An 803-nucleotide genomic window follows, 5' to 3' on the forward strand; every position below is an offset into this window, starting at 1 on the left:
ACCATCGCCACGGTCAAGCCCTTGTTCTCTGCACCTTGGATGATAGCCTCGGCCAGGGGGTGCTCCGAGGCGGTTTCGGCACGGGCGGCCAGGGTGAGCACCTCATCGTCCGAGTAGGCAGGGTCGAGGACGTCGACGTTGGTCAGCTCGGGGCGGCCGTTGGTCAGCGTGCCGGTCTTGTCGACGACCACGGTGTCGACCTTCGCGGAGGTCTCGAGGTATTCGCCACCCTTGATGAGCACCCCGTCCTTAGCGGAGCGTCCGATACCGGCGACAATCGAGACCGGGATGGAGATGACCAGCGCCCCGGGGCAGGCGATGACCAGCAGGGTCAAGGCCAGTTCCACATTGAGGGTGATCAGGCCAACGGCGAGGGCGGCGACCATCACACCGGGGGTGTAGTACTTCGAGAATTTCTCCAGGAAGGTCTGGGTCTTGGCCTTATCGTCCTGGGCGTCTTCCACACGGTGGATGATCTTGGCCAGGGTGGAGTCCGAGCCGATGCCGATCGCCTCAATGCGCAGCACCCCGGAGCGCAGCCAAGTACCGGCGAAGACCTCCGAGTCCGCGGCCTTCTCAGCGGGGACGGATTCCCCGGTGATGGTGGCCTCGTCGACCCCGCCGTGACCGGAGAGCACGCGTCCATCGACGGGGATCTGCTCGCCGTTTTTCACGAGCACGACGTCGCCGGGGACAAGTTCCCAGATCTCAACGGTTTCGGGCTCACCGTCGCGCAGCACGGTGGCGGTCTCGGGGGCAGCGTCCACCAGGTCCGACAGTGCCTGGCGGGTGCGGTTCATCGT

The 803-nt window shown here is 65.5% G+C and carries 1 protein-coding gene; it reads right to left on the reverse strand.

Annotated features, from left to right (window positions below; translation table 11 throughout):
- On the reverse strand, window positions 1-803 hold an 803-nt coding region (locus tag F4V60_RS00490; protein ID WP_150387343.1), incomplete at both ends, for a heavy metal translocating P-type ATPase.

It is taken from the genome of Corynebacterium flavescens (assembly GCF_008693105.1).
Lineage (GTDB): Bacteria > Actinomycetota > Actinomycetes > Mycobacteriales > Mycobacteriaceae > Corynebacterium > Corynebacterium flavescens.